Raw genomic sequence first — 24,572 nt, 5'->3', positions numbered from 1 at the left:
ACTCCCTTACCAACGACACGCTTCACGTAGCGGCTGAATTTCCTGGCGCAGGCCCGTCACATCAAAACGCAGTCCATCCAGCGCAGCGACCTCACTGCGCAGCGTAACTTCGCTGGCATCAAGCAACTGACGAAGCGTATCAATGGCAGGTAAGCCTCGCCCACCGCTTACCACACGGCCGCCGTCCCGCACCCGCCACTGCTGCTGAACAACGCTGCCATTACCCGTCAGCTGCACATCGACCCTGGCATCATTAATGGGTACCGGGACATGTAGCTGAAAGCGAGTAATCAGCTTTTCACACGCCATTACCAAAATAGGCCGGGGCGGCGTGGTACCCAGTGCAGGTACGCTGATCAGCACATCATCGCCTGCCTGCTGAACGATCAACCCGACGTTATCGTCTCTGCGTTCCCCCTCCTGGCGTTCAATGGCGTGCCATAGATCAGGCAACTCAGCATCTTCGTCGGTGAGGGGTACCTCCTGAAAAATAGCGTCGTAACAGTTCAGCCGCTCCAGGCGCGAAGACGCTTCTGCACACACCTGGGCACGCTCCAAAAGAGCGCCATACTCTTCAGCCTGTAGTGGCGAGCTGATTAGCGCACTAAGCATCAGCAAGCCACCGATGGGCCACTGGCGTTTTAGCAACATCGCGTTCATTTGGTATCCAGTTCCAGTAGCTGGCATTTATGGGCCAGTGTTCGCTTCGGTAAGCCGAGACTCTCCGCCGCTTGAGCCCGATTGCCACCAAACCGCCGTAACCGCTGGCGGATAATGGCAGACTCCACGTCACGCAGTGCTTGGCGAAGGTCATCAATGTCGTCGGGTAGTGCGAGCGCCGACTGCTCTAGCGTGCCCACGGCTTCCTGGGTGCTATTTTGTTGATCACCCGGTAATACATAGGCATCGATATCGACACCTTCAGGGGTCATGGCACAGGCGTAATCAATGACGTTTTTAAGTTCGCGGACGTTTCCCGGATACTCTCTTCTGTGCAACAAGCGCAGAGCTGCGGGCGTAACCCCCATTTCATCGCGCCCTTCCCGTGCACAGAAATCGGTAATAAATGACTGTGCCAGTTGAGCAATATCGTCTTTGCGTTCAGCAAGTGCTGGCAGGGTGATAGGGAACTGCCCCAGTCGGTAGTAAAGATCGGCACGGAAACGCTGCTCGCGAATTTGCTCACGCAGCGGTTGGTGGGTAGCAGCCACCAGGCGTAAGTCGGCACACCGCTCCTCACTCGCCCCTAGCGGTCGGTAGCGGCCACTTTCCAGTACACGCAGCAGTTTTGCCTGTAAGGCAAGTGGCATATCGCCAATTTCATCCAGGAACAGTGTGCCGCCGTCGGCTTGGCTAATAAGGCCTTCACGGGCATGGTCAGCACCTGAAAATGCCCCCTTGGCATGGCCAAATAGCTCCGACTCCAGCAGGGCCTCTGGAATGGCGGCACAGTTAATCGCCATAAAAGGCCCTGTGGCACGGCTGGAAAACTGGTGAATTGCCCTTGCTACACGATCCTTTCCGGTACCGGTTTCCCCTTGCAGCAACACGGCTAAATTTGTCTCTGCCGCCCGGATCACGTGCCTGCGTAGCGCCTGCATCGCTTCTGACTGACCAAGCAGGTCGTCTGCCAGCTGGTCCGCCAACGCCTGGCGGCGAGCACCATCGTTTAACTTGGCCAGGGAGTCTTGCAGCACACGTGAGCGCTGCCGTTCGCCCTGTTCACGGGCAAGACGCGACCATAAGCGACATAGCAGAGCTTCAAAAGCAGCCATACCGGGGTCTTCTTTCAGCGCAGCCAACTGTGCCTGCTCACCTGCCAGCAGCATTACGCCTAGCCATTCACGGCTGCCATCCACAGCACGCAACGGCAGAATCCGTAAGTGCATGGCAGCCCCTAACGGTGCCACCTGTGCCTGGAAGCCAGGGTGGTCCAAGCGAATACGCGCATCCGACACACTGAGCACCAATGCCTTGCCACTACGAATGACATGGGCATAAGGGTGATTAAAATCCCCACAATCATACTGCTCATCATCTCCATCGCGGCCCAACCAGCGGCCACTACCTTCTATATAGAGGCACTCCGCCAAAGCCAGTCCCAGATGTTGTTGCAGCAGTTGCGCCGCTTGCTGGCGCAGCACGGTGGCGGAGCTGCTTTCTACCAGCGTCAGAGCTAACGGCATTGCCGCCAGCTCGGCGGGTAGCAAAGTTTCCGAAATAGCTGAAGCGTTGGCAGCAGGCAGCGTCATGGCGTTAAGCTACCTCCGCGGTAAAGGTGCCGTGCTCTGAGTCAACACCTAACACCACACTTGCAACTGTTTCACGGCGTGCCATACGCTCAAGCAGTGCCCGCGAAAGCGGCGGCAGTAACTCTCCATCAATGACTGACTCCAGCATGCGAGCCCCATTTTCGCTTCGGGTAGCCCGAATGCAGATGGCTTCCGCCAGCGCATCCTCCAGCACCACTTCAGCCTGACGGTGGCGCTCACGAATCCGCGTAGCCAGCGTATTAAGCTTGGCTTTCACGATCTCCCGCAGAGTATCGCCATCAAGCGGCAAGTAGGGAACCACTTCCATACGTGCCAGCAGTGCTGGCTTGAAGAACTCTGCCAGCACAGGGTAAAGCGCGGCATCAAGAGCACAGGCATCATCGCCATGGGTAACAATGGCTTCGAAGCCAAGATTAGAGGTCAGGAAGAAGAGTACGTTTTTGCAATCAATCAGCCGCCCTTCACCATCCGCCAGTTCGCCCTTATCGAAGGCCTGATAGAAAAGGTTGAGCACATCGGGGTGTGCTTTCTCGACCTCATCCAGCAGTACGACCGAATAGGGACGCTGGCGTATCGCTTCGGTTAACAGCCCTCCCTCGCCAAACCCAACGTAACCTGGCGGTGAGCCGATCAATCGGGAAACCGTATGCTTTTCCTGATATTCGGACATATTGATGGTGGTAAGAAATTGTCGGCCTCCATATAACTGGTCGGCAATTTGCACCACGGTTTCTGTTTTACCCACACCACTGGGGCCAACCAGCAGGAAAGCACCTAATGGTCGCCCTGGCCGACGCAGGTCCGCTCGAGCTGTCAACAGGTGGCGATGAATCCGCTCAATAGCGGTGTCCTGGCCCTGGATTTGCTCACCAAGATAGGTGGGAAGCTCGGTGAGGCGTGTTAACTCGTCACTGGTCATCCGCTCAACGGGCACACCGGTCCAATCACCAACCACCTGGGCAATCTGGGCCTCTTCGACACTGGGATTGACCAGTGCAAAGGCGTGCTGAAGACGTGCTAACTGCTGTTCGCGTTCGACCAGTTCCGCCTGCAATTGTGCTCGGGAGTGTTCGCCATCCTGGTGGTCGTCAGACGCGCTATCGCCACGCTGAATATCCACCTCCAGTAACTGGCGATGCAGGGCCACAATGGCATCTACACATTCGCGCTGCTCCTGCCAGGCGGCTTGCAGTTCGGTGAGCTCGGTTTCCAGCTTTTCCAGTCGCTCACTGAGTGCCTGGCGATGGGATGCATCGGGTTCCCGGCCCAGTAGTTGCTCACGGGCCAGCTGGTCACGCTCACGCAGTACGGCGGTATGCTCGCTTTGCAGGTGGCTAAGCTTACGGGGTGGGGTATCCAGAGCCTGTGCCAGCCGTGTGCAGGCGGTATCCAGCACATCAATGGCTTTATCCGGCAACTGCCGCCCTGCCAGATAGCGGGCAGAAAGCCCGGCGGCAGCTCGTAGCCCACTATCGCCGATCAGTACACCATGGGCACGCTCGTACACATCCCGGAGACCACGCAAAATAACAAGTGCCTGCTCGACACTTGGCTCGGAAAGCGCAACAGGCTGGAAGCGGCGCGACAGGGCAGGATCTTTCTCAAAATACTTTTTGTACTCTCGCCACGTTGTGGCAGCGATAGTGCGCAGCTCACCACGTGCCAGTGCAGGCTTCAGCAAATTGGCGGCATCACCCCCGCCTTCCTGATTGCCCGCACCAATCAACGTGTGTGCTTCATCAATAAAGAGCAGTGTCGGACGTGGCGCATTTTTAACTTCATCAATAACGGCTTTTAGGCGTTTTTCAAACTCACCTTTAACAGCGGCACCGGCCTGAAGTGCCCCCAAATCAAGGGTGAGTAGCTCGACACCCGCCAATGCAACAGGCACCTGACCGGCAACAATACGCGCCGCCAACCCTTCCACCACTGCACTTTTACCGACCCCTGCATCGCCAATCACAATGGGATTGTTTTTACGGCGGCGTCCTAAAATATCGAGCATCTGGTCAATTTCAGGATCGCGCCCCAAGACAGGGTCCAATTCCCCTTTGCGGGCCTGCTCGGTTAGCGAGGTCGCAAAGCGTGCCAGCGCGCTGTCATCCCCCTGCCCTGGCACAGCCTGACGCGCTGGGTTTGTGGTCTCTTCCTGGGGAGCTTCTGCTGAGTCGCTGGTAATACGATCCAGGTGGCGGCGCAAATTTTCCCGGTTGATGTCGGATAGCAAACGCACGGAGCCTGCACCCAGGTAGCGCTCCGGGTTATGCAATAGTGCGGTGAAGATGGCTCCGCTACGCAGCGTACGGTGTTGATACTCCGTAGAGGCAAGCAGCCAGGCATCCTGTAACAATTCAATCAGTAGCGGAGAGAAGCTGGGCGTAATGACTTCCACATTATGTGGTGGACGCGTTTCTTCAGCCAGTTGGGAACGCAACGCGGCAATATCGATATCAACGCTTTCGCAAATGCTGCGCACATCGCATAGGGGCTGGTCGAGCATTGACTGTAGCAAATGCCCAACGGTGACCTCAGGCGCCTGCTGTTGTGCACAAAGCACGGCGGCCTGCTCCAGCCCTTGGCGAGCAATGGTATTGAGACGGCCAATAAGTGCCGGTAGCTCTACCCTGAGCATGGTAACTCCTAGCGATAAAGTTGGTTAAGAAGAGAAGTGATTTGTTCGGCCTGCTGGTCGAGGGACCAGGAAAAGCCCAAATAAGCCGCCACCATGGCAACACCAAACAGCGCAAAAATACCCCAGGTCGGGAAATTTAAGGAAAGCCGTTGACGCCCTTGCACCACATTTTTAAGTGGTTGTGTCAGGGTTTCTTCAGCAGGTTGTTCCAGCGAGGCAAGCTGGTCGCCGAGCGCCCGAACAATTTGTTCATACTCTTCACGACCATGGGACATAACTCGGTAGCGGCCTTCGAACCCAAGGCACAGGCATAGATAAATGAATGCCAGCATATCCCGGTAGCGCTGGGGCTCCTGCTGTAAACGCGCCAAAATGGAGAACACCTTTTCACCACCCCAGGTTTCATTATGAAACCGGGTTAACAGAGAGTGTTCTGCCCATTTGCTCTGGCGCCCCCATGGCATCCCCATGACTGCCTCGTCAATGAAGGAACAGAGCACATAGCGATAGGCAAGCAGTGTGGCCCGGTCGTACCCCTGCTCCGTCAGTTCAATCTCAATGGCAGCAATTTCATCTACCACCTGGCGATAGAGGCGCTCCACATCGCCTGCGCTTTCCAACTGGCGTACCCTTACCACCATCCCTAACAGGCTGCTGGCAGCATCCACCAGGGGATTGAGGTTATGTCCACGCAACCGGAACCAATAATCTTCGTCTGCATCCAGTTGTTCAGCATGGCTGTGAATCAGGTGATCAAGGCCACGCTCATTGATTAGGTCCTCATGGCGAACCTTCTGCTGGGAGGCGAGATGCTGGCTCGCGTGTTGCTCATCAGTGACAAGGTGCTGCATGGTTTAACTCCTGATAGCCCAGAACTGCATTTCCAAACCTGGGAATTCCCCGGCAACGTGAAACGCAAATCCGCTGGCGCCGTTAAGCATTCCCCAGGCTTCGCTTTGGCGATCCAACTGGAAGTAGGTATAACCGGCGTGATAGGGCAGCTCGCGAGGTGCTACCGGCAGTGGTTCGAGAGGTACACCAGGGAGCTGTAGACTGATGAGGTCACGAATGCGCTCGACACTGGCCACCTTGGTTTGCTGTAGGAACAACTTGCGCAGTCGTTCGTTTGGCATATCTGCCCGAACAGCGAGGATAAACTCTGCGGATTCGATTAAGCTGAGATCCGATAGCGGCGCGACCAACAAACCAAACCGGCGCGCCTGGAGCTGAATGGCGACCGCACGCGGCTCAAGCACGGTGGACAGTGCCTGCCGCAACATTTTCATTAATGGGCGAAATGCTTGCTCGGGGTGGTCATGGTTGTAAGCCGGGCACTCGGGCGGCAACCGAGACTCATCGGTGAATGTGACCAGCTCACAGGCAACTTCATGCATCGTGTCGTAGAGCCGCTCTGGATGCAGTTGCCCCAGGCGCGCCAGATGCTGAAACCGCGGTTGTGCACGGTTCAGTAGTTGCAGCAGCATAAAATCGGCTACATCCGCGACCCCAGCCTGATGTGGTGTGGAAAGACGCTGAGCAATATTACGGGCCCGCTCACGCATCAGGCCCGCCATTTCCCCCACAAACCGCTGCAGTCCTGGTGCCGCCTGCACGTTCAGCAGCGTTGGCAGGAACTGCTCATCCAGTACCAGACTGCCATCAGGGCGACGCTCAACAATGCGTGCCACGGCAAGACATGCATAACCACTGCGGTCATCCTTCTCCAGCAGCAGACGCGGTGACACCCGCGCAACATCCAACTCCGCCGTTGCGCCATCACGAGAATGAAGATCGCGCACGCTGCGGGTTAACAGACGATAGCGGGCAGGCAGATCGTCGTCAGGCCATCGCACTTCGCCCACTCCATCCGTTGCTAACGGCAAGCCTAAATAGACCACTTGATTGGTGATGCTCGCATCACTGATTTCAAGCGGTGCTGGCTCAACATCGTCGGCAGGCAGGTGAAATGCCACACCATCCGGCATCACACCACTTGCCCGGCTAATGGCTATCCGCCCAAAACTGAGAAATTCGTTATTGAGTTCAAGGGAGAGAAAGCCATATAAATAGTGGCTTACCCCCTTTAACCGCGTATCTATCAACCCTTCCAGACTACGCTGCTGCTGTTGAAAGTGCTGGGGCTTGATAAACAGGCCTTCACTCCACACCACACGGTTTCGGCTGACCATTACCCCTCCTTCCTTAGTTCTACTTCGCTATCGCGGAGGTGAACCAGCAGGTGGTAGTGCTCGCCCCGGCTTGATACGCGTACCACCTTTTTCCACTCTGCCTCGTTCGGCGTTGCATAAAACGCGATGATGCCGATATAGCGCGTCTCTTCATCAATTTCGAAGGGTTCATAGAATTTCCACTGTCCTGGCAACAGGGTGAAATCGTCATGGGTCAAGTAGTTGGTGCCCAGTGCTTCCTCTAAATCCCGTTGTAACTGACTTAGATCGGCAGCCATCAACATAGAATCGTCTTTCAGCTGCAGTACCTGAAAGCGCAGCGGTGTTCCTTCCCCATCGACGTTGGGATTCACATTAGGCTCTGCTACCATGCTCAAATCGACGCGTGTGGGCCTGTCTTCCGGATAACCCACAGGAATTGATGGATCGCGGATCACCTGCCATGTCTTACCTGTCGCCTCCCAGGTTGAAGCGCAGCCCGTTAGCAACAGGAGAAGACAAAACAGCCCAGCAATCCGCATTACGCCGGGCGTGCTCATGCTTCCTCCCGCTGCTGTCGACGAACTGACTGGTCGTAAGCCTGTTCAAATACTTCCCAAAACAGTTTTTGAAAGCCCTGCTGGCGACCAGAGTTCAGCTCTCGATAGTAGTGCTGGTACATCTCCCACGCCCAGCCACCTTCATTCTCAATGCGGTTACCCGCCCCCCGGTAAGCATGGAAACGCTTAAGCAGCGCCTCCGGTGAGAATGCTCCCAGAATGGCGCCAAGAGCCTGCTCAATAGCTTCTTCAACAGCAGCCTGGTGTTGTCCCTGATGGCGTAAGCTTTCGGAAACGGCTTCGGGGGCAGATAGGTGAACAGGGCTGCGTTGCGCAGAAAACATGGTTTCAGCGGTTTCATCAAAGCTCAGCCCAAGGCGCAGAGGATTATCTTCGATCGGCTGTAGCCGACGATCACGAAGTGGGTATTTACTATCGTTTTGGGACTGTTGTAATAAACGCAGTCCATCGATGGTGGCACGTAGTGTTTGTCCTGCTTCTTCAAGGAAAGCCTGCTGCTCTTCGCTATCCCGAAAAGGCAGGTCTAGGCCTAATCCCCTTAGTAATGGGTCAGCACCTACATGGCCAAGCGCCTGTGTTATCGGTTTCTGCCAGCGATCCTCCAATTGCTCACCAACAGAGCGCTCCAGGTCGTCCAGTTGCCGCTCATCCATGTCACTGCTCCTCTGCACTGCTGTGCCGTTTAAGGGTTTAATATCGGGAAGACGCACCGCTTCACCACGCCGCTCCTGCTGCTGCCACTCTCCTCGGTGGCCACGATGAGAAACCGGCATGGCTTCCAAGGGCTCAATAGCCGGCAGCTGTGGCGTCCCCCGGTCCAGTGCCACCATAGGGTCATGTTGTAGCGAGCCAGGGATTACGCCGCCTAATGCCTCTATGGGATCTTCCTGTTTGGTTTGATGATGCAAAACATCTCCACTGCCTTTGGGCCATGCTCCATCCGCAGTCACATCTTCCTGCTCTTCATTGATCAGCGTGGTGAGAGAATGAATACCTGGCTGCCATGCTTGGCGGTCCCCTAAATGCACCTTCAACCGATACTCACCCACGGTTAACTCGTCACCATCACGCAGCGCGACTTTTCGGTTGCGCCCAACCGGCAGCGTTGCGCGATTAATAAAGGTGTGCCCACTACGGTCCGCCAAGCAAAACTTGCCATCAATTTTGAGAATTTCGGCATGCTGAGGCTGAATTCTTCCAACATGGTCTTGCAGCAACCAGTTATCTACATCGCTGCAACCCAGTGTCCCTCCCTCTGCATGGAAGACGTGACTGCTGGATGAACGCCCCTCAAGTTGCTCACTATTCAAAACGACCAGCGTAATGGCATCTAATGGATCGGCATGCATGATTAACTCATCATTTGTATATGTACGCGGCGACGTGCAGACATGTCGTCACCATCAGGATCAACAAAGGTTGTCCAACCCAACTGACAGGAACCCATATCACCTAAGCGCATGGGCTTTACCTCACTCTCAAGCAGCTCAAGCTCCAGGTCATAAGCCAACGGTTCCCGCAGAACAAAACTCACTAATGTTTTTAGTGGTTGATGCTCTTCTCCATCAGGTAAGAAGTCTCGAAAGCGGGCAAGGCTTAATCCTCTGAGGCATAGCACAAACTTGCCCTTAACATCCGCCACCCGCTCGCCTGCGACCATATCCTCTCCTAGCGTCATGCCAGAAAGGCCATTGCGGCTGCGCTGGTCCGGCGGAATGTCCACCCAACGGTGAATCCACTGATCAATCTCTACCTTGGCCAAATCAAAACAGTGGCTCACAATGCCACTGACAACATCGGGTGAACGGGTACGCCCTGCCAATAACCCGGCATAGGCCAGCATCTTGCTCCAGTTAATCGGCGTTTCACCGCGCAGATTGTTGTCCGCAAGGCCAACCAGGGAAAAGACTGCTGCTGAGAAGCTATCCTGCGCGTCATCCTGGTAGCGCACGTAGTGGCGATATTTCCGCCAACTGCGGTGCATTAACGTCAGCAAGCGGTGGTTAAAAAAATCCAGAAAATCGCCAGCGGCCCCCTCCTGGTGCGCAGACTCATGCGCCAGTGCTTCCAGGTAGTAGCTGGGCAACGGAGACTGGGCACCCTGTAATCCTAAAAAGCTAACTTCCATTTCATACTGACCACTTTCATTAATACCCAAGGTCAGTACATCGCTACCGGGAAACCCAAGCGATGCTGATGCTTTGTAACGCACTCGCTGAAATACAGGCACGCTACCGCCACGCCGTTGTTCCAGATCATCACCATGATGGCGGTGCAACAGCTCAACCAATTGAAAAAACTCGTAGCGACGCGCCCCATTAAACAAAGGCGCCAGCGCTACATCAGAGGCTGCTGCCCCACTTGTAAGCTCCATACATAGCGCTCTTGGTTATGACGATTGATGACCTGCAACTCATGAAATGAGTTGATACTGGCGTACAGGGATAAAAAGCGTGCTAATACACTGCCAAAAAGATACAGGCTGCCCTCGTCTCCAAAAGCGTCTTGGTCAAGTGTCATTACCGAGCGCAAGCCACGCACAGGCAGCCCTTTGCATAGTCGGTCAACGGGCTGGGTCTCGATATCAACAATCCCCGTTAACCGTTTGTGTGCAACACGCTCAGCCTGACGATCCACCAACGCACGAAAGTCGTAAGCGCTGAGAACGGAGCACAGCGCGTCACGATTCAGCAGCGAAAGATAATTAAGCGACAAATTGGAAATCAGGACCCACAGCAAACCGTCGTCGATGGCCGGACGCAGCACAGGCGTAGGCCGAGTGATATTGCGGAATTTAGCGAATGTAGGGCTTTCTGCTGTATCTACACATACATCACCAATCGTCAGTTGCTCAGGTAGTTCCCGGTTGCTACAGGTCACTCCCAGGGAAATGGTTTCACGGCGCCCAATGCACAATGGCTCATCGCCACGTATAAAAGCGATATCATGATCGAAACCATCACCTCTCACGCTATTGCAGACCCGCACGCGATAGTGCAGTGCTGCACGCCCTCTATCTCGCTCAATTTGGTGCTGAAAGCTTTCAAAAGGCACATAACGCCGAGTGGAAGCCTGTGAGCTGCTCTGCTCCCCATCCAGTCGACCAACCACCTTATCCACACTGAATATTTCATAGTGAGACGGGGCTTTGCTGCTGGGCCGAATACGGTATTCACTGCGCTCCCCCGTCAGGTCAACCGGCTCAGCATCATGCGCAAAGAGATTGATGGCGGGCGTGCAGTAGAGTGCTAAGTGCTCATCCTGTACGCGCGCATCCGTGGGCAGTGGACGAGAAAACACAAAGCGTAATGTCACGCTGCTGGCTGTGGCGGCGGGAAGCGCCGGGCCAAGCTCTTGGACGTCAAAAAAGTGGAATGCCTCTGGAAAACAGAGATACTCCTGCAGTATGCGATACCCCTGGTGCACATTGCGTGGGTAGGGCAACAGCGCCTGATCACTCTCAAACCCCACCGCGCGCAGGGAATTCACCGGCAGCGTTCGCCGCTCTCCATCGATTTCAAGCTCCAGTTTCGCCAGATAGTGGCTCATCCATAGGTAGAGTGTGCGTGCGGTATATCCATCTCCTCCCAGGTGTATCCGTAGGGTGTCAACCCCAAGCGTATTCATTGGCTGATCACTGTGAACTTCCATTGCCAGCTCAACAATGGATGCTTCCCTGGTATGACGTGCATTAACACCCGCATGAGCCATTGGATAAAGCGACACGTCATGACAGGTACGGAACAAGCAGGGTGTGTTTTCTACCGGCACGCTGGCAAGCTCAGTACCTCTTTTCACTTGCTGCTGTTGGCTTAAGGCGTGCCAGGTGGGGGTAAATTGAACAACGGTCATACTTGGCACTGGACGGAGATAGTTCGGCCAAAGCATGCTGATTAATGAGTGAGTAAGTTCAGGAAACTCATCCTCAACTTTTTCACGCATGCGCCCAGTAAGGAAAGCAAAGCCTTCTAACAGGCGCTCTACATCCGGGTCAGTGCTACGCTCAGACAAAAAGCGGCTAAGGCCTGGGTTTGCCTCAGCAAACTCCCGACCCTGCCGTTTTAGAAAATTAAGTTCATCACGATAATAGCGGTTGAGCATTAGTGCCCCTCGGGCATATCAGTTAAGACACTGATAACGCTTGTTATTGAGCAACAGATCAATCGTGGTCTGAGTGCTGTTTTTCCCCAATGCCACCGTAGCATGCACTTGAAAACGTAGTTGGAGCGGATCCCCTGAGTTAGGCAGCGACTCCACATCCACACGCTGCACACGCGGTTCATAGCACTCGATACAGTGCCGAATGGCCTGCTTTATATTGCGTTCCAAATCGAGCACACCGATGGTGGCATCATTGAAATCAAGCAGGCCAAGTTCCGGCACGCAGGCACTATTTCCAGGGTGGCTATTCAGCAAATCCACAAGGTGGCGTTTGATCGACACCACCACCTCACCCAACAGGCTCTCTTCTGAGTAACCCTCAAACTGGTGAGGTGCTGCGAGGCGTTCAAACAATCGGCTCCCTAATCGCCCACCGTTATCCATTGCCATAGCGCTTTCATTCCCTTATTCCTTATCGAGTCGTCCAACCAGAGACAGCTCAAAATTAGCGCCCATATATTTAAAGTGGGGTCGAACTGCCATGGAGACTTGATACCAGCCTGGATCACCTTCAACGTCCGAAACCTGGATGGAGGCTGCGCGCAACGGGCGGCGGCTGCGTACATCTGCTGGCGGATTCTCCTGATCGGCAACGTACTGACGAATCCAGACGTTAAGCTCACGCTCCAGATCCTGGCGCTCTTTCCAAGAGCCGATTTGTTCGCGTTGAAGCACTTTCACGTAATGCGCCAAGCGATTAATGATGAACATGTAGGGAAGTTGCGTGCCCAACTTAAAGTTGGTTTCTGCCGCTTTCCCCTCAGCGGTATTCGGAAATACTTTGGGCTTTTGCACAGAGTTAGCGGAGAAGAAGGCTGCGTTATCGCTACCTTTGCGCATAGTCAGCGAAATAAAGCCTTCTTCTGACATTTCAAACTCACGGCGGTCTGTAATCAGCACCTCTGTAGGGATCTTGGCCTGCAATTGACCAAAGGCCTCATAGGTATGAACGGGCAGGTTTTCGACCGCCCCTCCGCTTTGGGGGCCAATAATATTGGGGCACCACCGATACTTGGCAAAGCTGTCCGTTAAGCGGTCGGCCAACAAATAGGCGGTATTACCCCATAGGTAATGTTCGTGGTCTTCACTAACGTTTTCACGATAGTTAAAGGACTTGATCGGATTTTCAACCGGATCATAAGGTGTTCGCAGCAGGAAGCGAGGCGCTGTTAACCCCAGGTAACGGGCATCTTCGGACTCACGCAGGCTGCGCCAGCGGGCGTATTTGGGACCCTCGAAGATAGCCTTGAAGTCTTTGATGTTGGGCAGTTCTTCGAAGCTGTCGATACCGAAAAATGAAGGAGCAACGGATGACATAAAAGGAGCATGGGCCATGGCACCAACAGCAGACGTATATTGCAACAGCTTCATATCGGGTGTGGATGGCGAAAAGTCATAATGCCCAATAATGCCGGCGACCGGCTCGCCCCCAAACTGACCGTAGCCCGCGTTGTAAACGTGATGATATAAACCACTCTGGCTAATTTCGGGTGCAAACTCAAAATCTTCCAATAGCTCCTGCTTGGTGGCATGGAGCATATCCAGCTTAATGTTTTCACGGAAGTCAGTGCGGTCAACCAGAAGCTTCAGGCCGCGCCAAGCCGACTCTAGCTGCTGAAAGTTGCTTTCATGCAGTATCTCATCAACCTGATGACTGATTTTGCGATCAAGCTCTAAAATCATGCTGTCAACAAGCCCCTTGTTGACAGTCGGGGTAGCACTATCGCTGTTCAGAAGCTCTACAATAAAAGCCGCCACCCCTTGTTTGGCAACATCGTACCCTTCATCGGCAGGCGCCATACGCGTTTGTGCCATGACCTGGTCAAGAAGCGACACCTCCTCTTCTGACACTGCTACCGTTGCCTGTTGCTTAGCCGTTTTACTCATCGTTCTGCCTCGAAATCGTTATGCTGTGTAATCGATACGCAACCCATTACCGGCGTCAATCGCTTTTACGATCTGTATCTAATAACTCCAACTCATTGAGAAGCTGCTGGCGTGCATCATCATTTTCGAGCAGCTTTTGCAAACGATCACGGAACGCAGGAACGTTGCCCAGCGGCCCTTTCAGAGCCACCAGGGCCTCTCGCAATTCCACAAGTTTACGCAGTTCAGGAACTTGCTTTGCCACCGAATCGGGAGAGAAGTCCTCGAGTGACTTGAAGGACAAGTCGACGGCGATATCAGCAGGCCCATCTCTTTCCTCAAGGCGATTAGGTACTACCGCCTGTAGTGACAAACCCGCTTCTCGCATCACCGATTGAAAATTATTTTTATCAATAGAGACTGCCTGACGCTCTTCAATAGGAGTGTCTTCCCCACCGCCTTTAAAGTCGCCAACCACCATAAGTTTAAGTGGTAATTCAGTATCTCCCTGCTGGTCGCCCGTAGCTGGCACATATTTAATGTTAATGCGCTCTTTGGGCGCGACAGTTCCTTGCTTAGCCATAATATTTGCCTTGGATAAGTGACCAAATGTAACCGTTAATGTTTCTTAATCGTGGGAAGATAACCAATTCAGCAAAATCTTTCCAACAGGCTTCCACTCGCCCCCAACCAGAGAAGAAGCAGAGCAAGCGATCACCAAAAATGCAGTTAGCAACATTTCGAAGACATTTAGCGATTTTAGAGGACGAAAGCGTCGATAAAAAACTACTAATTAAAATTTGTAAGATATTTCTTACAAATTTTATCGGCAATCTCTTAAGGAAAAAGACTGAAATCACCTACAAATGGGGTGAAGGAAATGACTGCAGAAGAGTCAAGAACGATCAAATCATACGTTTGTTTTGTCTCTACAAAGCACAAAAACAACTATTAAGTTACATTTGAAAGCCGCTTAAAGCACAGCCAACACAATATATGCTTATTCATCACAACCATTAAGCAATGAATTGCCAACTGGCAACTCATTGCTTAAAACCGGGCAAATAATTGCCTAATTAAAAATAAAAACACACTTTTAAATACATTAAGACATTGTTATAAAATAAAAATATAAATTTGGCCTATGTTTTGCTTCCTACGTACCGTCCACAGGACAATTTCATTCATTCCGTCAAGGAGCAGACTTATGCCAACTCCATGTTATATCAGCATTGAAGGCCAGACTCAGGGCAACATCACCGCCGGAGCCTTTACTCCTGATTCCGTAGGCAACATCTACGTTGAAGGTCATGAAGACCAGATGTTGGTTCAAGAGTTTAAACACGTTGTCACGGTTCCTACTGACCCACAATCAGGCCAGCCTTCCGGCCAACGCGCTCACAAGCCGTTTATCTTCACTGTGGCACTCAACAAAGCCGTTCCGCTGATGTACAACGCACTGGCTTCTGGTGAAATGCTGCCTAACGTAGAATTGAAGTGGTACCGCACTTCCATTGAAGGTAAACAAGAGCATTTCTTCACCACTACGCTGACCGATGCCACTATTGTGGACATCAACCTGCGTATGCCTCATGCCCAGGACATCAGCAAGTCTGAGTTCACCCAGTTGATGGACGTCTCTCTGGCGTACCGTAAAATTGATTGGGAACACACGGTTGCCGGCACCTCTGGTTCTGACGACTGGCGCGCGCCCATCGAAAGCTAAGCCAGGCCGCAGCACAAAGAAGGCCCTCCATCAGGAGGGCCTTTTGCTTAAAAATTGTCAGTGGTTCACACAAAACGCCCCAAACCAACGGCTGAACGCAGGCGATCCATCGTTATGGTGGCCTCCTCACGAGCACGCTCGGCACCTTTCTGCAATATCGCTTCAATATGCGCCGGGTCTTCCATCAGGGCATTATAGCGTTCACGTGGCGCGCTCAAGTGCGCATTCAAATACTCAAACACATGGTTTTTGGCATCCCCCCATCCGATTCCCGCCGCATACTGCTCACGCAGTGATGCTGCTTCCTCATTACTGGCAAATGCCGAGTAAATCTGGAACAACGTGCAGCTATCAGGGTCTTTGGGCTCACCCGGCTCCAGCGAATTGGTCTTGATTTTACGCACAAGCTTTTGCAGTTTTTTCTCGGATGAGAAAAGCGGAATCGTGTTGTTATAGCTCTTGGACATTTTGCGTCCATCCAATCCTTTCAGTACCTCCACCTTTTCATCCACCACCGCTTCCGGCTGAGTAAAGTACTGCCCTTTGAATAGGTGGTTAAAACGTCCTGCGATATCCCGCGCCATTTCAATATGCTGAATCTGGTCACGCCCAACCGGTACCTTGTTGGCATTAAACATGAGAATATCGGCCGCCATCAGTACAGGGTAACCAAACAGCCCCATCGTTATGCCTTTATCGGGGTCCTGATTGCCTGCCTCCTCATTATCAGCCATCGCTGCCTTATAAGCGTGGGCACGGTTCATCAAACCTTTGGCACACACACAGGAGAGCAACCACATCAGCTCCGGTATCTCAACAATATCCGACTGGCGATAGAAAATGGCATTGTCGGTATCGAGCCCCAAAGCGAGCCAGGTAGCCGCTATTTCCAAACGTGACTCCTGAACACGCTTCGGCTCCTGGCATTTAATCAGCGCGTGGAAATCAGCAAGAAAGTAGAACGATTGCACGTTCGGATCCTGGCTTGCCTCAATGGCGGGTTTGATAGCACCGACATAGTTACCAAGGTGGGGAGTTCCGGTCGTGGTAATCCCGGTCAGCACGCGGGTTTTGGCTGTCTGACTCATAGTGTGGATCCAGCAGAATAAAGGTCAAAAACGATACGCCATTGTACACTTAATGCCAAATAACCGTCGCTTTTGTTCCTGTAGCGCTTTCATTCATTTTTTCAAAGCGCACGAAGATCGGCAGACTCTGGGCTAACAGTGTGCCACCATTCGGTTCGGGCTGTATCACTGCACCAATTGCCATCGCCCACTGCTGACCATCACGCTCCACTGGTATAAACAAGCATGCTTTTTGCGAACATCCTTCATCAACCAGTGTGGCCAAAGGATGAGCCGAGTACTCTTCCCACCTCACAGCCAACCGATCGCTGATAAGCGGTGCATCGTGCCACTCAAGGGCTGCAAACTGTTCAATAGCCCGTAACGCAGCAACTTCAGCACGCATCTGGGCTAAGGTTAAGACTCGATAGTTGCTTCCCAAACGCTCCCCGACCAGCCCCGTCTGCCCGCCCATAATGCCCACCATCAGCGCACTGGCCAGCAAAACCAGCACCATGACCAGGGCTGCCCCCCGCTGCTGATACTGCATGTATTGATCCTTTCAGCTTTATCTTTTTACCAGCACTAGTGTCCCAGCACACTGCCCCGGTGAGTGACATAAAAGCTCACCTCCCGCCCTTGGGGGCCAAGCGGCAATGACACCACACTAATACCACCACTTCCATCCACCCGGCCCAATGGCTCGTCCCTCTCGCAAACAGCGCTGCCCGGTTTATCAAATGAGACCAGCGGTTGTGCTGCCTGCATATCCTGAACGGTACAGCGACAAGCCGTTTCCAACCTGATGCACCGCAGATGGAAGAGTGACTCACCACTATCATTCACAGCATGGCGACGGCGTAACGCATCAGCCAGCATTGCCGAGGTATATACCAACGCTTCCTGCTGCCGACCCAGCGCATCCACCTGCCTGAAGGTGATTAATGCACTTAAAAAAAGCTGACCCGCACCAAGGATGACAGTCACGCTGATGACCAGGGCAACCAGCAATTCGGTTAGCGTAAAACCGCGCTGCACATCCATGAGCACGCTTCCTTAGGAGCCGGTTGGTAAACGAAATTCATACACCAGCTCAACCGCTTCTTCATCTGCTGAAGGTGACCAATAAATGCGCAGGGTAAAGTGGCATCCCACATTGGAAATACCGCTAAGCGCTGAGTTTACCTGGGGTAATACCGCTGTATCAGGGTTCAAAAACCAGTGGCTTTTCCATGCCGATTCTACCGCACCCAGCGATATATCAAGACAACTGTTACTATCTGCCAGTGCTGCCCAGAGCCTCTCTTGGGCATCAATCGCTGCAACGTTAACCAGTGCACTCTGATACCCAGCATGGGCACTCTGTAGTGCTTTTAGCTGTATGGCAGCCACACCGATAAGCCCAAATGCCAGAATCGCTAAGGCGACCAGCGACTCAACCAGAGAAAAACCATGCTGGTGATTCATTTACCAACACGCCTCGGGCAGCCTCTCACCACGGGCGTTCAGCGATAAATCTTCTGCACAACCATCCTGCCGGGTAGTGGTTGCAGTGACCAAAAAACCACCATCGTCACTACTGCCAGTAACGGTGGCCATTGTGTAGTTACCATCGGGGGAGATAGTGGTTATTGTGCAGTCTGCGTAGGTATAACGACGGGAATAGCAACGCTCTAGCTCAGCTGCAGCCTGCAGTAAACCGGCTTTGGCATCGGTTCGTAAGGAGCGCTCTACATAACGGTTATAACTGGGGTAAGCAATACCCGCGATGATACCAATGATCACCACAGCAATAAGCAGTTCAATCAGTGTAAAACCGCACTGGCGTTGCTTATCGCCACCCACGCGGCAATAAAAGAAATGAGTCACCGAGAGGCTCCTGTATCGGCTAAATCATACTTCGAGTATGTCGCAAACCGATACAGGATGCATCAACCACTTACAATCACTTGCTCACGTAACTCTTTCGGCATCGAGAAGGTGATATTCTCTTCCCGCCCCTGAAGCTCAATAGGCGCTTGCGCACCTAGTGCCTGTAGCTTATCGATTACGCCTTTGACCAGCACCTCAGGAGCACTGGCACCCGCAGTAACACCGATTCGGCTGACATTTTCTAACCAGGCAGCCTCAATCTGGTCTGCGTTATCGATGAGATACGCGGGTGTACCCATCCGCTCGGAAAGCTCCCGCAGGCGGTTGGAGTTGGAACTATTCGGGCTTCCCACGACCAGTACCAAATCACTATCTGCTGCCAACTCCCGCACCGCATCCTGACGGTTCTGCGTGGCATAGCAAATATCGTTTTTCCGGGGGCCTTGAATCTCAGGGAATTTGTCTCTTAGTGCGTCAATCACTTTGGCGGTGTCGTCCATGGACAGCGTGGTTTGCGTCACGAATGCCAGTGCCGATGGGTTATTAACCGCGAGCTTGGCAACATCCTGCTCATCTTCCACCAAATAGATATGGCCGCCATGGGAGGTATCATAACGCCCCATGGTACCTTCCACTTCAGGATGCCCTTCATGACCAATCAAAATGCACTCCTGGCCGCGCTTGGCATAGCGCAGGACTTCCATATGCACTTTGGTAACCAGTGGACAGGTAGCATCGAATACTTTCAGGCCACGCCGCTCAGCATCTTTCTGCACCGCTCGCGATACGCCATGGGCAGAAAAAATAACGATAACGTCATCAGGTACTTCATCAAGCTCTTCCACAAACACAGCACCCCGCTCGCGCAGGGTCTCTACCACAAAGCGGTTATGCACCACCTCGTGCCGCACATAAATGGGCGGGCCGAAGACATCCAGCGCGCGATTAACAATATCGATGGCGCGATCCACGCCAGCACAAAAGCCGCGGGGGTTGGCCAGCTTGATCTGTACGGGTTGCGATGGCTGAGATGTCTCTGATGACTGCATAAAAGCGCCTAGATGCATACCGCATCGTTTAGGGAAACACTGATTTACTATTACGCTTGGCAATACGGTATTGAAGCCATGCTCAAAATGCTCATTTATTACTTATAAACTGCGCTTTATCGCCTGATTTCGCCTAGTCTTGCCTGCGTTCATAACATAAATCAGCACTTCCTTAGTGAGTGTAAATTTTCACATATCCATTAATGCTTGGTAATGGGCTGAACACCCAACACATCAACTTCAAATGTTAACGTACGACCTGCGAGCGGATGATTGAAATCCACCTCGACACGATCACCTTCAATGGTTTTGACCACGCCAGGCAATTCCGTTCCTGCTTTATCCGCAAATGACATCACCATACCGATTTCCGGTGCGTCATCGCCGAAATCGGCCCGCTTCAGCGTTTGAATATTTTGCGGATTATGCTGGCCAAATGCATGCTCCGGGGTAATCTGGAATGTACCACTCTGCCCCGCGGCCATGCCCTTAATGGGGTGCTCAAACCCAGGCGGTAAATTACCATCACCAAACTGAAAAGTAGCAGGGGCCTTCTCTTTTGTGGAGTCGACCACCGTGCCATCTTCCAGCTTCAGCGTGAAGTGCAGGGTAATTTCCATGCCGTCGTCGATTAGATAGTCCATGCCGTTCCTCGCTGATGGCTCTTTGCTTTTGCTACTCAATCGTGTTGCTGTAAAGCGGCTTTTTTACGGCGTCGATCACCTAATACCGACTCCCAGATCAGCCCTATCGCTCCCAGGGTAATACCGATATCCGCCACGTTAAAGGCGGGGTAATACCAACCCGCGGCATGGAACGATAAAAAGTCCACGACGTAGCCATGGATCAAACGGTCGTATAGATTGCCCAAGGCGCCACCAATAATAAGCGGCAACGAAATGGCAAGCAGCTTCTCATCGGCTCTCACCCGGGACAGCCAGACGGTTAAACCAATGCTCGCACCAATGGCGATAATCGCAAAGAACCAGCGCTGCCAGCCGGGGTGGTCGGCTAAAAAGCTAAAGGCCGCGCCAGTATTATGCAGCAAGGTCAGGTTAAAAAACGGCAGCACCTCAACGGGCTGGGCATAGTTTAACAAGTGGCTGGCGGCATACTTGGTGATCAGGTCCAGCACCATAACGGCTACCGCCAGCCACAGCCAGCGAAGCGGCCGCCGCATAGGCGGCCGTTGAGAAGCATGAGGGGGCGGGGCAGTATTAGGCATAGTAACGAATCTCACCACTACCTTCCGGCAGGTTACTGACACAGCGGCCACACAGATCAGGATGAGCGACCAGACTGCCCACATCAGCGCGGTGGTGCCAACAGCGTTCACACTTCTGATGCGCGCTGGCAGTAACGGCCACTTTCAGGCCTTCAAGCTCCGTGCTTTCAGCATTGTTGGCTGCCCCAGCTAGCGGCGCCAGATGCACTTCACTGGTCAGCATCACAAAGCGCAGCTCATCACCCAATTTAGCCAGGGTTGTTTGCAACTCATCGCTAACATACAGCGTCACTTCTGCGGCCAGACTACCTTTGATGACCTTGGCATTACGGGCATCTTCCAGGCACTTGTTCACCGAATGCTTCACTTCCAGCACCTGCTCCCAGAACGCACGGCCCATATCAGCATTGTCATCCAGAGTGCTAAGCCCGGTGTAGTAGGTTTCAAGCAGCACGCTGTCGCGTTGTTCTCCGGGAATATGCTCGTAAATCTCTTCCGCGGTGAAAGAGAGGATAGGTGCTACCCAGCGGCTCAATGCCTCTACCACATGATAAAGCGCCGTTTGCGCACTACGGCGAGCCACAGAATCCGTTTGAGTGGTGTACTGGCGGTCTTTAATCACATCCAGGTAGAAGCCGCCCAGCTCACGGGCACAGAAACCGTGCACCTGCTGGTAGACATCCAGGAAACGGTACTCTTCATAGGCCTTTTCGATGCGACCTTGCAGCTGTGCCGCACGATCAACCACCCACTGGTCCAGCGCCAGCATATCGCTGAACGCAACCTGGTCTGTAGCCGGGTTAAAGCCGTTGAGGTTGGAGAGCAGGAAACGTGCCGTATTACGGATGCGACGATATACATCAGCGGTACGCTTCAGGATTTCATCTGATACCGCCATCTCACCCGAGTAGTCGGTAGACGCCACCCACAAACGTAAAATATCGGCACCCAGCTTATCCATCACACTTTGCGGGGCTACCACATTACCGATGGACTTGGACATCTTGCGCCCCTGGGCATCCACCGTAAAACCGTGAGTAAGCAACTGACGATAGGGCGGGTGCCCATCAATCGCCGATCCTGTCAGCAAGGATGAGTGGAACCAGCCGCGGTGCTGGTCGGAACCCTCAAGGTACAGGTCGGCGCGTGGGCCGCTCTCATGCCCATGGGGGTGCGAGCCACGCAGCACATGGCGATGGGTAGTGCCTGAGTCAAACCACACATCCAGGGTATCGGTGACTTTTTCGTACTCAGCCGCTTCTGCACCTAGCAACTCGGCAGGGTCAAGTTTGAACCAGGCTTCAATCCCCTCCTGCTCTACGCGCTTGGCGGCTTCGCCCATCAACTCAACCGTGTTCGGATGCAACTCGCCGGTTTGCTTATGCAGGAAAAACGGGATTGGCACTCCCCAGTTACGCTGCCGGGAAATACACCAGTCAGGGCGGTTGGCGATCATACTGTGCAGGCGCGCCTGGCCCCAGGCTGGCGTAAACTCCGTGGCTTCGATACCTTCCAGGGCACGTTCACGCAGGGTTTTGCCATCCTTTCCTTTTAGGTCCATACCCACGAACCACTGGGCTGTGGCACGGTAAATCACTGGCGTTTTGTGGCGCCAGCAGTGCATGTAGCTGTGAGTAATGGCTTTATGCGCCATCAGCGCGTTTACATCGCGCAACTTCTCGACGATATGGGGATTAGCCTTCCAGATCATCTGGCCGCCAAAGAACGGCAGGTCATCCGCGTACACGCCGTTCCCCTGCACGGGATTGAGCATGTCATCAAAGCCCATGCCGTAGGTACGGCAGGTATTGAAGTCATCAACACCATAGGAGGGCGCTGAGTGAACAATCCCCGTACTACCCACTTCCGACTCCACATAATCGGCCAGATAAACCGGCGAGAGGCGGTCATAGAAGGGGTGGCGGAAATTAATCCGATCCAGGGCTTTGCCCTGGGCAGTGGCAATAACGCTACCGGTCAATTCGAAGCGCTCCAAACAGCTTTCCACCAGCTCTTCTGCCAGCAGTAGCAGACGCTCACCGGTATCCACCAGTGCGTAGGTAAACTCAGGATGTACGTTCAGCGCCTGGTTAGCAGGGATGGTCCAGGGCGTGGTGGTCCAGATAACCACGGCGGCTGCCTTGGGCAGTTCACTCAAGCCAAACGCAGCGGCCAGCTTTCCGGTATCCGCCGCGGGGAAAGCCACATCGATGGCATCTGACTTTTTATCAGCATATTCGACTTCCGCTTCGGCCAGGGCCGAACCACAGTCAAAACACCAGTTGACCGGCTTCAACCCCTTAAACACATAACCCGCTTCCAGCATATTCGCCAACGCACGGATTTCCCCTGCCTCATTGGCATAATCCATGGAACGGTAGGGATGGTCCCAGTCACCGATAATCCCCAGGCGTACAAAATCAACCAGTTGAGTCTCGATTTGGGCACCCGCGTACTCGCGGCACAGTTCACGGGCTTTATCTGCCGCTAAATGCTTACCGTGGGTGGTTTCCACTTTGTGCTCAATAGGCAGACCATGGCAATCCCAGCCCGGCACATAAGGTGCATCAAAGCCTGCCAGGTTTTTCGACTTAACAATAATATCCTTGAGGATTTTGTTAACGGCGTGGCCGATATGGATACTACCGTTGGCGTACGGAGGGCCATCGTGCAGTACAAACAGCGGCGCCCCTGCACGGGCATCGCGCAGGCGTTGGTAGAGATTCATATCCTGCCATTTTGAAACACGCCCTGGTTCCTGCTTCGGCAACATGCCGCGCATTGGAAAGTCGGTTTCTGGCAAGTTTAGCGTGTGCTTATAGTCCATAGTCCGGTCAGCCGTCGTTAGCATCGGCGGAATCTCCCGCCGAAGAGAAATCAGAAGAAGCGGCCTCACGCCCAAGCGGGGCCGAGGCCAGCGGAAGAGTGGTAGTGCCAGCGCCGGCTGCCGCAAAGTAGCAACGCGCTCTGGCCTGATCACGTTCAATTTGTGCTTTTAGTGCATCAAAGTCGTCAAACTTCACTTCCCCCCGCAGCCGTACACAGGGGTAAACCGTTAACCGCTGGCCGTATAGATCACCCGAGTACTCAAGCAGGTGTACCTCCAGGGTTGGTCGTTTGGAGCCGACTGTAGGCCGAAAACCAACATTGGCCACCGCAGGGTAACGCTCACCATTGGCAAGCTTGGCAACGACCGCGAAAACGCCGCGTAGTGTTAACGGCTGTGGTAATAGCGGCAGGTTTGCCGTGGGCACACCGATGGTGCGCCCCAGTTGTTGGTCGCGCACTACCCGCCCATGCAAAGAGTATGGGCGGCCAAGCTGGCGCTGGGCGGCGGCAAAGTTACCGCTTGCCAGCAACGTGCGCACCCGCGTGCTGGAAACCCGTTCGTCATCCACCGTGAACGTGCGGGTATGCTCAACGCCAAAGCCCTGCTTGCGCCCTACAGCTGCCAGCAGACTGAAATCCCCCTGCCGGTCACAGCCAAAACGAAAATCGTCCCCAACCACCAGATGCTTAACCCCTAGGCCAGCTACCAACACCTGATCGATGAACTCACGGCCCGTCAGGCTGCGCAGTGCATCATTAAAAGGCAGGCAGAGCACCTGTTCAGCACCGTGAGTCCCCAATAGCCGCACTTTTTCGCGCAGGCGGGTTAAACGTGGAGGAGCCTGGTCTCCCGCGAAAAACTCACGGGGCTGGGGTTCGAACACCACCACGGTCAGCGGCACCTTCAAGCGCGCCGCATGCTCACGACACTGCAGCAAGATCGCCTGATGACCACGATGCACCCCATCAAAATTACCGATGGTGGCAACGCAACCGCGGTGGGCCGCTTTCAGATTATGCAGACCTCGAATGACGTGCATGGCACCTCTGCTGTTAAAAGCCTTCCCGCTTCGCCTACCGGCTGGTGGTCAAAGCACCTGATTATAACGAACGCACTTGTTAG

Annotated in this window: 23 protein-coding genes; 1 reads left to right on the top strand and 22 read right to left on the bottom strand. The window is 53.7% G+C overall.

Features of this window, described 5'->3' with window-relative positions; genetic code table 11:
- Positions 1-6: 6 nt before the first annotated feature.
- From vasI to tssB, 12 genes are read right to left on the bottom strand one after another with little or no spacing between them, the layout of a single operon-like run.
- Positions 7-660 (bottom strand): type VI secretion system-associated protein VasI, encoded by a 654-nt coding sequence (gene vasI, locus HP566_RS12115; RefSeq protein ID WP_249977523.1) that lies wholly within the window; start codon positions 658-660, stop codon positions 7-9.
- On the bottom strand, positions 657-2,252 hold the full coding sequence (locus HP566_RS12110) for a sigma-54 interaction domain-containing protein (RefSeq protein ID WP_249977522.1): 1,596 nt from the start codon (positions 2,250-2,252) through the stop codon (positions 657-659). Before HP566_RS12110 ends, vasI begins: the two co-directional genes overlap by 4 nt.
- Before the next feature lie 4 nt (positions 2,253-2,256).
- On the bottom strand, positions 2,257-4,905 hold the full coding sequence (gene tssH, locus HP566_RS12105; protein ID WP_249977521.1) for a type VI secretion system ATPase TssH: 2,649 nt from the start codon (positions 4,903-4,905) through the stop codon (positions 2,257-2,259).
- Between the two features lie 8 nt (positions 4,906-4,913).
- Positions 4,914-5,756 carry a type IVB secretion system protein IcmH/DotU gene (icmH, locus tag HP566_RS12100; protein WP_249977520.1) on the bottom strand — a complete coding sequence of 281 codons (843 nt, stop codon included), beginning with the start codon at positions 5,754-5,756 and terminating at the stop codon, positions 4,914-4,916.
- A gap of 3 nt (positions 5,757-5,759) precedes the next feature.
- The gene (tssK, locus tag HP566_RS12095; protein ID WP_249977519.1) at positions 5,760-7,094 is read right to left on the bottom strand and encodes a type VI secretion system baseplate subunit TssK; all 1,335 of its coding nucleotides are present in this window, start codon (positions 7,092-7,094) and stop codon (positions 5,760-5,762) included.
- A complete protein-coding gene (tssJ, locus tag HP566_RS12090; RefSeq protein ID WP_249977518.1) occupies positions 7,094-7,633 on the bottom strand; it encodes a type VI secretion system lipoprotein TssJ in 540 nt (179 codons plus the stop codon). The genes tssK and tssJ overlap by 1 nt, the downstream gene beginning before the upstream one ends.
- Positions 7,630-9,003, bottom strand: a complete 1,374-nt coding sequence (tagH, locus tag HP566_RS12085; RefSeq protein ID WP_249977517.1) for a type VI secretion system-associated FHA domain protein TagH — start codon at positions 9,001-9,003, stop codon at positions 7,630-7,632. Before tagH ends, tssJ begins: the two co-directional genes overlap by 4 nt.
- A gap of 2 nt (positions 9,004-9,005) precedes the next feature.
- Entirely contained in the window at positions 9,006-10,028 is a 1,023-nt protein-coding gene (gene tssG, locus HP566_RS12080) for a type VI secretion system baseplate subunit TssG (protein ID WP_249977516.1), read from the bottom strand.
- Entirely contained in the window at positions 9,992-11,755 is a 1,764-nt protein-coding gene (tssF, locus tag HP566_RS12075) for a type VI secretion system baseplate subunit TssF (protein ID WP_249977515.1), read from the bottom strand. The genes tssG and tssF overlap by 37 nt, the downstream gene beginning before the upstream one ends.
- Positions 11,756-11,773: 18 nt before the next feature.
- Positions 11,774-12,205: a type VI secretion system baseplate subunit TssE gene (gene tssE, locus HP566_RS12070; protein WP_249977514.1), complete on the bottom strand. Its 432-nt coding sequence runs from the start codon at positions 12,203-12,205 to the stop codon at positions 11,774-11,776.
- Positions 12,206-12,220: 15 nt separating this feature from the next.
- Positions 12,221-13,702, bottom strand: a complete 1,482-nt coding sequence (gene tssC / locus HP566_RS12065; protein WP_249977513.1) for a type VI secretion system contractile sheath large subunit — start codon at positions 13,700-13,702, stop codon at positions 12,221-12,223.
- A 55-nt stretch (positions 13,703-13,757) separates the two neighbouring features.
- Positions 13,758-14,264: a type VI secretion system contractile sheath small subunit gene (gene tssB / locus HP566_RS12060; protein WP_249977512.1), complete on the bottom strand. Its 507-nt coding sequence runs from the start codon at positions 14,262-14,264 to the stop codon at positions 13,758-13,760.
- A 624-nt stretch (positions 14,265-14,888) separates the two neighbouring features.
- Between tssB and HP566_RS12055 the strand changes: the two genes are divergently transcribed.
- Positions 14,889-15,407, top strand: coding sequence for an Hcp family type VI secretion system effector (locus tag HP566_RS12055; RefSeq protein ID WP_249977511.1), 519 nt, complete (start codon positions 14,889-14,891; stop codon positions 15,405-15,407).
- Positions 15,408-15,472: 65 nt separating this feature from the next.
- Here HP566_RS12055 and HP566_RS12050 read toward each other — a convergent pair whose 3' ends face one another.
- From HP566_RS12050 to ribF, 10 genes are all read right to left on the bottom strand, one after another.
- On the bottom strand, positions 15,473-16,495 hold the full coding sequence (locus tag HP566_RS12050) for a tryptophan--tRNA ligase (RefSeq protein WP_249977510.1): 1,023 nt from the start codon (positions 16,493-16,495) through the stop codon (positions 15,473-15,475).
- Between the two features lie 49 nt (positions 16,496-16,544).
- Positions 16,545-17,024: a pilus assembly PilX family protein gene (locus HP566_RS12045; protein ID WP_249977509.1), complete on the bottom strand. Its 480-nt coding sequence runs from the start codon at positions 17,022-17,024 to the stop codon at positions 16,545-16,547.
- 35 nt (positions 17,025-17,059) lie between these two features.
- Complete coding sequence (locus HP566_RS12040) at positions 17,060-17,518, bottom strand: PilW family protein (protein ID WP_249977508.1); 459 nt, start codon at positions 17,516-17,518, stop codon at positions 17,060-17,062.
- A gap of 12 nt (positions 17,519-17,530) precedes the next feature.
- Positions 17,531-17,941: a type IV pilus modification PilV family protein gene (locus tag HP566_RS12035; protein WP_249977507.1), complete on the bottom strand. Its 411-nt coding sequence runs from the start codon at positions 17,939-17,941 to the stop codon at positions 17,531-17,533.
- Entirely contained in the window at positions 17,942-18,343 is a 402-nt protein-coding gene (locus HP566_RS12030; RefSeq protein ID WP_249977506.1) for a type IV pilin protein, read from the bottom strand.
- Between the two features lie 62 nt (positions 18,344-18,405).
- Positions 18,406-19,395 (bottom strand): 4-hydroxy-3-methylbut-2-enyl diphosphate reductase, encoded by a 990-nt coding sequence (gene ispH, locus HP566_RS12025; protein ID WP_249977505.1) that lies wholly within the window; start codon positions 19,393-19,395, stop codon positions 18,406-18,408.
- A 200-nt stretch (positions 19,396-19,595) separates the two neighbouring features.
- Positions 19,596-20,039 (bottom strand): FKBP-type peptidyl-prolyl cis-trans isomerase, encoded by a 444-nt coding sequence (fkpB, locus tag HP566_RS12020; protein WP_249977504.1) that lies wholly within the window; start codon positions 20,037-20,039, stop codon positions 19,596-19,598.
- Positions 20,040-20,074: 35 nt separating this feature from the next.
- Complete coding sequence (gene lspA, locus HP566_RS12015; protein WP_249977503.1) at positions 20,075-20,620, bottom strand: signal peptidase II; 546 nt, start codon at positions 20,618-20,620, stop codon at positions 20,075-20,077.
- Positions 20,613-23,471 (bottom strand): isoleucine--tRNA ligase, encoded by a 2,859-nt coding sequence (gene ileS, locus HP566_RS12010; RefSeq protein WP_249977502.1) that lies wholly within the window; start codon positions 23,469-23,471, stop codon positions 20,613-20,615. Before ileS ends, lspA begins: the two co-directional genes overlap by 8 nt.
- Positions 23,455-24,489 carry a bifunctional riboflavin kinase/FAD synthetase gene (ribF, locus tag HP566_RS12005; protein ID WP_249977501.1) on the bottom strand — a complete coding sequence of 345 codons (1,035 nt, stop codon included), beginning with the start codon at positions 24,487-24,489 and terminating at the stop codon, positions 23,455-23,457. The genes ileS and ribF overlap by 17 nt, the downstream gene beginning before the upstream one ends.
- Between the last annotated feature and the right edge of the window lie 83 nt (positions 24,490-24,572).

Source organism: Vreelandella olivaria (assembly GCF_023507745.1).
In the GTDB taxonomy this organism is placed as follows: domain Bacteria; phylum Pseudomonadota; class Gammaproteobacteria; order Pseudomonadales; family Halomonadaceae; genus Vreelandella; species Vreelandella olivaria_A.
This window is presented reverse-complemented; position numbering and strand designations above follow the sequence as displayed.